At 65.8% G+C, this 5585-nt stretch carries 5 protein-coding genes; 1 reads left to right on the top strand and 4 read right to left on the bottom strand.

The features are described 5' to 3' along the window. Positions 1-4: 4 nt before the first annotated feature. The 4 genes from FGX59_RS35805 to FGX59_RS35790 form a co-directional block, all read right to left on the bottom strand. A complete protein-coding gene (locus FGX59_RS35805) occupies positions 5-1396 on the bottom strand; it encodes a M20/M25/M40 family metallo-hydrolase (protein ID WP_138473337.1) in 1392 nt (463 codons plus the stop codon). A gap of 69 nt (positions 1397-1465) precedes the next feature. Further along, on the bottom strand, positions 1466-2365 hold the full coding sequence (locus tag FGX59_RS35800) for an efflux RND transporter periplasmic adaptor subunit (RefSeq protein ID WP_138473336.1): 900 nt from the start codon (positions 2363-2365) through the stop codon (positions 1466-1468). A gap of 379 nt (positions 2366-2744) precedes the next feature. Continuing rightward, positions 2745-3284 (bottom strand): AAA family ATPase, encoded by a 540-nt coding sequence (locus FGX59_RS35795; protein WP_138473335.1) that lies wholly within the window; start codon positions 3282-3284, stop codon positions 2745-2747. A 559-nt stretch (positions 3285-3843) separates the two neighbouring features. Then, positions 3844-4857, bottom strand: a complete 1014-nt coding sequence (locus FGX59_RS35790) for a LacI family DNA-binding transcriptional regulator (protein WP_206078540.1) — start codon at positions 4855-4857, stop codon at positions 3844-3846. Between the two features lie 155 nt (positions 4858-5012). Here FGX59_RS35790 and FGX59_RS35785 point away from each other — a divergent pair. Continuing rightward, on the top strand, positions 5013-5585 hold a 573-nt coding region (locus tag FGX59_RS35785; RefSeq protein ID WP_138473334.1), incomplete at its 3' end, for an ABC transporter ATP-binding protein.

The raw sequence follows: 5585 nt of genomic DNA, 5'->3' as shown, positions 1-5585 counted from the left end.
GAGCTCAGCGGCTGTCTTCCGGGGTGACCGGATGTGTCGGAACCGCTGACCGGATGTCGCTGGAACGAGCGACCGGATGCTCCGGAATCCGCAGGTCGTTGCCCCAGATCTGGCGCACCGTCTTTTCCAGCGCCTTGAAGCCCGGACCGTCCGGGTCGGCGACGTTGGTCGCGGGCGTCGAGGCCGAGATGTCTGTGATCGTGATCCGGTCATCCTGGATCGCTTCCCTGATATGCTGGATGATCACTTCGGGCGTGTCGCCGGGCATGGGGCGGAAGTTGACGACGGCCGTGGCCGAGGGCGGCAGCACGTTGTCCTTGATGCCAGCGTTGAACATGGTGACCGTGATCGTGGTGTGCAGCATCGCGCGCGTGACCTGATTTTCGGCCATCTCGGCGATGAACTCCTTCTCCAGGTCGGTCATCTCTCCGTTCTTGCCGAAGGCCACAGCCGCGAACATCGGTTGCCGGTCCTCGTCCAGTTCGGGGCCCATGTAGCGGTACTGGTGCCGCACCGCCTCGTGGATCCGATAGGGGAACTGCGCGTCTTCCAGCTTGGTGATGGCCTCGGCCAGGATACCGATATTCGACTCCTCGGGCGGTTGCGAGGAATGGCCGCCGACCCCGTTCATCGCCAGTTCCAGGCTGAGGTACCCCTTCTGCGCGATGCCGATCAGCGCGGTGTTGTCCGGGATGCCCGGGAAGACGCCGGGGATCAGCGGGGCGGATTCGTCCATCACGAAGGCGAAGCGTTCGATGCCGCGGTCTTCCAGCACGTCCGCTACGTAACGCGCGCCTTCCGGGCCGCCGACTTCCTCGTCCTGGCCAAAGACGAAATACATCGTCCGGTCGGGCTGCCAGCCTTCGGCCAGCCGCATCTCGGCCGCTTCCAGGATCCCGTGGATCTGGTTCTTGTCGTCCAGCACGCCCCGGCCCCAGATGTACCCGTCGGACACCGTGCCGGCAAAGGGCTCCTCGTCCCATTGGTCCAGCGACTCTTCGGGCACCGGCACCACGTCCTGGTGCGCATAGAACAGCGCCGGCGGCAGGTCCGGGTCCTTGCCCTCCCAGGTGTAAAGCAGGCTGTAGGGCCGCGGATCGCCCATGATCTCGCGCTTCAGGTGCCGGTGGACCAGCGGATAGCTCTCCACCAGGTAGGTGTGGTAATCGTCGAAGACCTGCGTGTCGAAATCGCTGCGATCCTGGTTGGAGATCGTCGGGAACTGCACCGCCTTCGCCAGCCGTTCGGTCGCGCCGTCGATGTCGACCGGGATATCGATCTGCTCGACTCCCTGCATCTGGAGCGACGGCAAGGCATTGCCCTGGGCGTTCGCCTGCACGGCAAGGGCCGTGAACGCGCCCATCGCCAGGACCGAGGCACAAGATTTGAAGTTCATGTCGGGTCTCCCCCTCTAGCGGCCGACAGCGCGGCCCAATTGCTCCCCGGCAGGCTGCGGCGAAGCTCTTCAGCCGCCCTTCAGCCGGGACTGCACCGCCACCCTCAACCCCGGCCGCAGGAAGCGATCCGTGTTCGGATACTCGGTCCAGACCGTGATCGTCTGGGTCCCTTCCTCGAACTCGTGCCCGCCGGACACGAGCGTTACATCATGCGGGTAAAGCGTCCCGTCCGGCAGCGCGATCGAGAACACGAGACCGTCGATCAGCGCCTCGTCGAACGCGAACAGCTTCTGCCGGGCGGCGTAGATGTCATAGGGTACCTCGCCCCGGACCTGGATCGGGTCCAGCTGCGTGATGAAGGCCATGGCGATATTGCCGTTGCCGATGTCCTGCCAGCCGTTCTCGCGCACCAGCGGCGCGCTCATGACACCGTCGAAAGGCGCCTTCAGCGTCATCTGCATCACCCCCAGCCTGGCCAGGCCGACATTCGCCTCGGCCGCCGCGACATTCGCCGCCGCAATGGCCTGAAGCGCCTCGTTCTTCTCCAGCTCGACGTCCGAGATCACGTCCCGTTCCCTCAGCGTCTCGGACCGTTTGACGTCGGCGATGGCTTCCAGCAGCTGCGCGGCCGCGACATCGCGCTGCGCCGTTGCAAGCTGAAGGCGGTATTCGGCCGGGGGTTTCGCGAATTCGAAAAGAACGTCGCCCTCCGCCACGAACTGGCCGGGGGCGAAATCGATCTTCCGCAGCCATCCGTTGACGATCGGCGTGATCTCGGCCTCACGCACGGGGACCAGCGTGCCTTCAAACTCGGCTACATCAAGGCCACCACCGTCCACACTTGCCGGAGTGGAGCAAGATATGTTCAAAGCGCCAATGATCGCGGCCAGTCCGATCCAGGCGAGCGTCTGCCGAGGTGTCGCACCGCAAATATGCAAGCCTTTCACACCAAATACGCTGCAAAACATTACGTCCCCCGCAGTGAATGTGATCGACTCCCAACTCCACCAAAAGGGTAATTCGCATGGGGGAAATTGTATATAACTTACATCAACCAGAGGTGTTTCAGGACATTCGGATGGAGTTGGACGCTCAAGTCGCTGGAGGTGCCGCGAACCGCTTCTTTTACAGGCTGCAATGCAGCGCTACTGAAGCTGCTCGAAAGTCCAGTCAGGGCCGACTGATTTCGCAACCGCGGCGAACGTCCGGTTCCACGGGCTGCGCGGCGGGAAAGCTGATGCAGTTTGGACGGCAGGTCTGGGCCGTCAGCTTCAGGTAGTAGGAGGCGGGAGGGAGTTGCGCGGTTTGTCCGCTTCAGTAGGTGCTCCGTCCATCTGGAGAATTCGGTCAGAGCGCTAGTTGCGCAGAGACAAAATCAGCGCGTGTTGCAATGTCGGCACGCGGCAGTTCCGTGATTTTATATCCGAGGGCGGTGTAGGTCTCGCGCATGACGGCACAGGTCGCTTCGGCTTCGGCGCGAGTCTGCTTGCGTTCGCTGTCTTGTGTGAAGATCTCATCCCAATATGGCGCCAGGAAGACGCGGGCGTCGTAGCGGGCTGCCTTGGCCGCTGCAGCGACGTGGGGCGGCATGGGGAGGCCGCAGAGCGTCAGGTAGCCCATGATGTCGGGAATGCCTCGATCGAAGATCACGGGGCCTGAGAGTGCCTGAGCGTCCTCGTAGGCGCGGAGATCGCGCTCAAGCATCCGTTCGGCATAGGCCATGCGGTCCACCCACGGGAGGGCGTCCCCGCCGCTCTGCATCTCCTCGCGAATGACCGCGCGGCCGGATTCGGGGATCGTATGAAAGCCGCGGCGGGAGAGCTCGGTGATCAGGCTGGTCTTGCCCGCACCGGGGCCGCCCGTCACGACGATTAAATGGTCGCTCATGGGCCATCCTCGGGTTTGACAGGGGAGGGGCTGCGAAGCGATCGACACGCCAGGAGCGGCGATCAAAGCAGCATGGATTTTCGTAGGGAAAACAGCACCGGTCTGCGCGGCAGAGGCAAATTCTCTGACTAGAAAGGCAGAAATACCTGGTGCTTTTCACGAGGCCGACAGTGGTAACTTGCATGGAGTGGCTCCTCTCAATCGCAGATTCTGACACCTGCAGTATGGCGCATTGCGACGCCGGGAGCGGGAGCCATCCACCCCATCCGGTTTCCTCGGCGCTGCCGCGGCGAGGCAGCGCGGCCGGAGCCCCGGCAAGCGGCGGCGCGGACCGTCCCGGCCAATGGCGCCAGCCGCTCCGCTATGACCTCAGCACAAGGCAGCTTTGCAGATCCGGAGGTTGCTGCCGCGCGGCGAAGCTGGCATTGAAGCCAAACGACAATCTCAAATACTTGTTTTCCACGCGGCTCTACCTCCTCCCTGAGCCACGGAAGACCCCGGCGGCCCCGCTTGCGGATGGCCGCCGTTTTTTTGTCCGCAGCCGGCGGATCCGAACGGCTCAGGTGCTTTCGCGCGGCAGGATCTCGAAGCCGGTGCGCAGGGGCGCCGCCCGGGCACGCTCTTCCGCATCCAGAAGCACCGCGATCGCGCCGCGGCCGATCGCATCGGAGAAGGGCGCCACCGTGGTCAGGGTCGGGGTGATCTGGCGGCCGATATCGTAATCGCCCCAGCCCGCCACCGCGATCTCGACCGGCACGGCCAGCCCGCGGCGGTTGCACTCGAAGATCGCCCCGGCCGCGACCACGTCGGTCGGGCAGAGCAGCGCGTCGATCCGGCGGTCGCGCGCCAGGAAGTCGTCGACGATCTGCGCCCCTGCCCCGAACCCGTCGGCCGCGCGGATCGTCATCACCAGGTCGTCCGGCAGCCCGGCGGCGAACATCTCCTGCCGGAAGGCCGGAAGCCGCATCGAATAGCGCATCCCGCCGCCGCCCGCGACATCGACGAAGCCGATCCGGCGCCGCCCCTGGGCGATCAAGTGGCGGGTCAGCGCAGAGCTCGCCGCGCCGACATCATAGCCCACCCCGCGGCCGATCGCGTCCTCCCCGGCCCAGCTTTCCACCACCGGGGTCGAGGAGAGCCCGGCCAGCCGCCGCAGCTCGGGCGCATGCGGCCCGGCGACCAGCGCCAGCCCCGCCACCCGCAGCCCCAGAAGCGTCTGCACCGCGGCCAGCTCCTCCTCCGGGGTCTCGGCGATCATCGTGATCACCGCATGGCCGCGCTCCGCAGCGCCCTCGCGCAGCCCGGCGGTGTAGCGGTAGAAGGAGGAGTTTCGCATCGAGGGCAGCACCGCGCCGATCACCCGGCTGCTGCCCGCCGCCAGCAGCCCCGCCGAGAGATTGGGCACATAGCCCAGCTCGGCCGCCACGCGCAGCACCTGGCTGCGGGTCTTCTCCTGCACCCGCTCGGGATAGCGGAAGCAGTTCGACACCGTCATCGGAGACACCCCGGCCGCGCGCGCGACATCCTGCATGGTCAGCTTGCGCGGCTGACGGGAATCGATGGCCTCGGGCATGGGTCCTCCTGGTTGCGGCGGAAAATGCGGCCCTGCAGCAAAAACTGCAAGACCTGCGGCATTTGCGCGATTTTGCCCTTTACAAATCATTGTAGCGCTACAAATCTAGAAGACGCGCGCCCGAGCGCCCCCATTTCGACTCGACCGGAGCCATGATGTCCGACACGTCCTCCGCCCTCAGCCTGACCGGCATCCGCAAGGAATTCGCCGGCGTGCAGGCCGTGCGCGATCTCGATCTGGCGGTTGCGCCCGGCGCGCTCGTCTCGCTGCTGGGCCCGTCGGGCTGCGGCAAGACCACCACGCTGCGCATGGTCGCGGGCTTCGAGACCCCCGATGCCGGGCGGATCGAGATCGGCGGCCAGGACATGACCCGGCTGCCGCCGAACAAGCGCGGCCTGGGCATGGTCTTCCAGAATTACAGCCTCTTCCCGCATCGCACCGTGGCCGAGAACGTGGCCTTCGGGCTGCGCATGGCCGGCGCGCCGAAGGCCGAGCAGGAGGCCGAGGTGCGCCGCATGCTGGACATGGTGCATCTCTCCGGGCGCGAGGACATGTACCCCTCGCAGCTTTCCGGCGGCCAGCAGCAGCGCGTCGCCCTGGCCCGCGCGCTGGTGGTCAATCCGCGCGTGCTGCTCCTCGACGAGCCGCTCGGCGCGCTCGACAAGGCGCTGCGCGAGAGCATGCAGTTCGAGATCCGCGAGATGCAGCAGCGGCTGGGCATCACCACC

Source organism: Poseidonocella sp. HB161398 (assembly GCF_005870025.1).
GTDB lineage: Bacteria > Pseudomonadota > Alphaproteobacteria > Rhodobacterales > Rhodobacteraceae > Mangrovicoccus.
Note: the sequence above shows the minus strand (reverse complement) of the source record. Positions and strands in the feature narration are given on the sequence as shown.

Excerpts from the sequence above, each read along its gene's own strand:
- FGX59_RS35800 (WP_138473336.1), bottom strand. The coding sequence starts at position 2,365 with ATGTTTTGCAGCGTATTTGGTGTGAAAGGCTTGCATATTTGCGGTGCG.
- FGX59_RS35805 (WP_138473337.1), bottom strand. The coding sequence starts at position 1,396 with ATGAACTTCAAATCTTGTGCCTCGGTCCTGGCGATGGGCGCGTTCACG.
- FGX59_RS35795 (WP_138473335.1), bottom strand. The coding sequence starts at position 3,284 with ATGAGCGACCATTTAATCGTCGTGACGGGCGGCCCCGGTGCGGGCAAG.
- FGX59_RS35790 (WP_206078540.1), bottom strand. The coding sequence starts at position 4,857 with ATGCCCGAGGCCATCGATTCCCGTCAGCCGCGCAAGCTGACCATGCAG.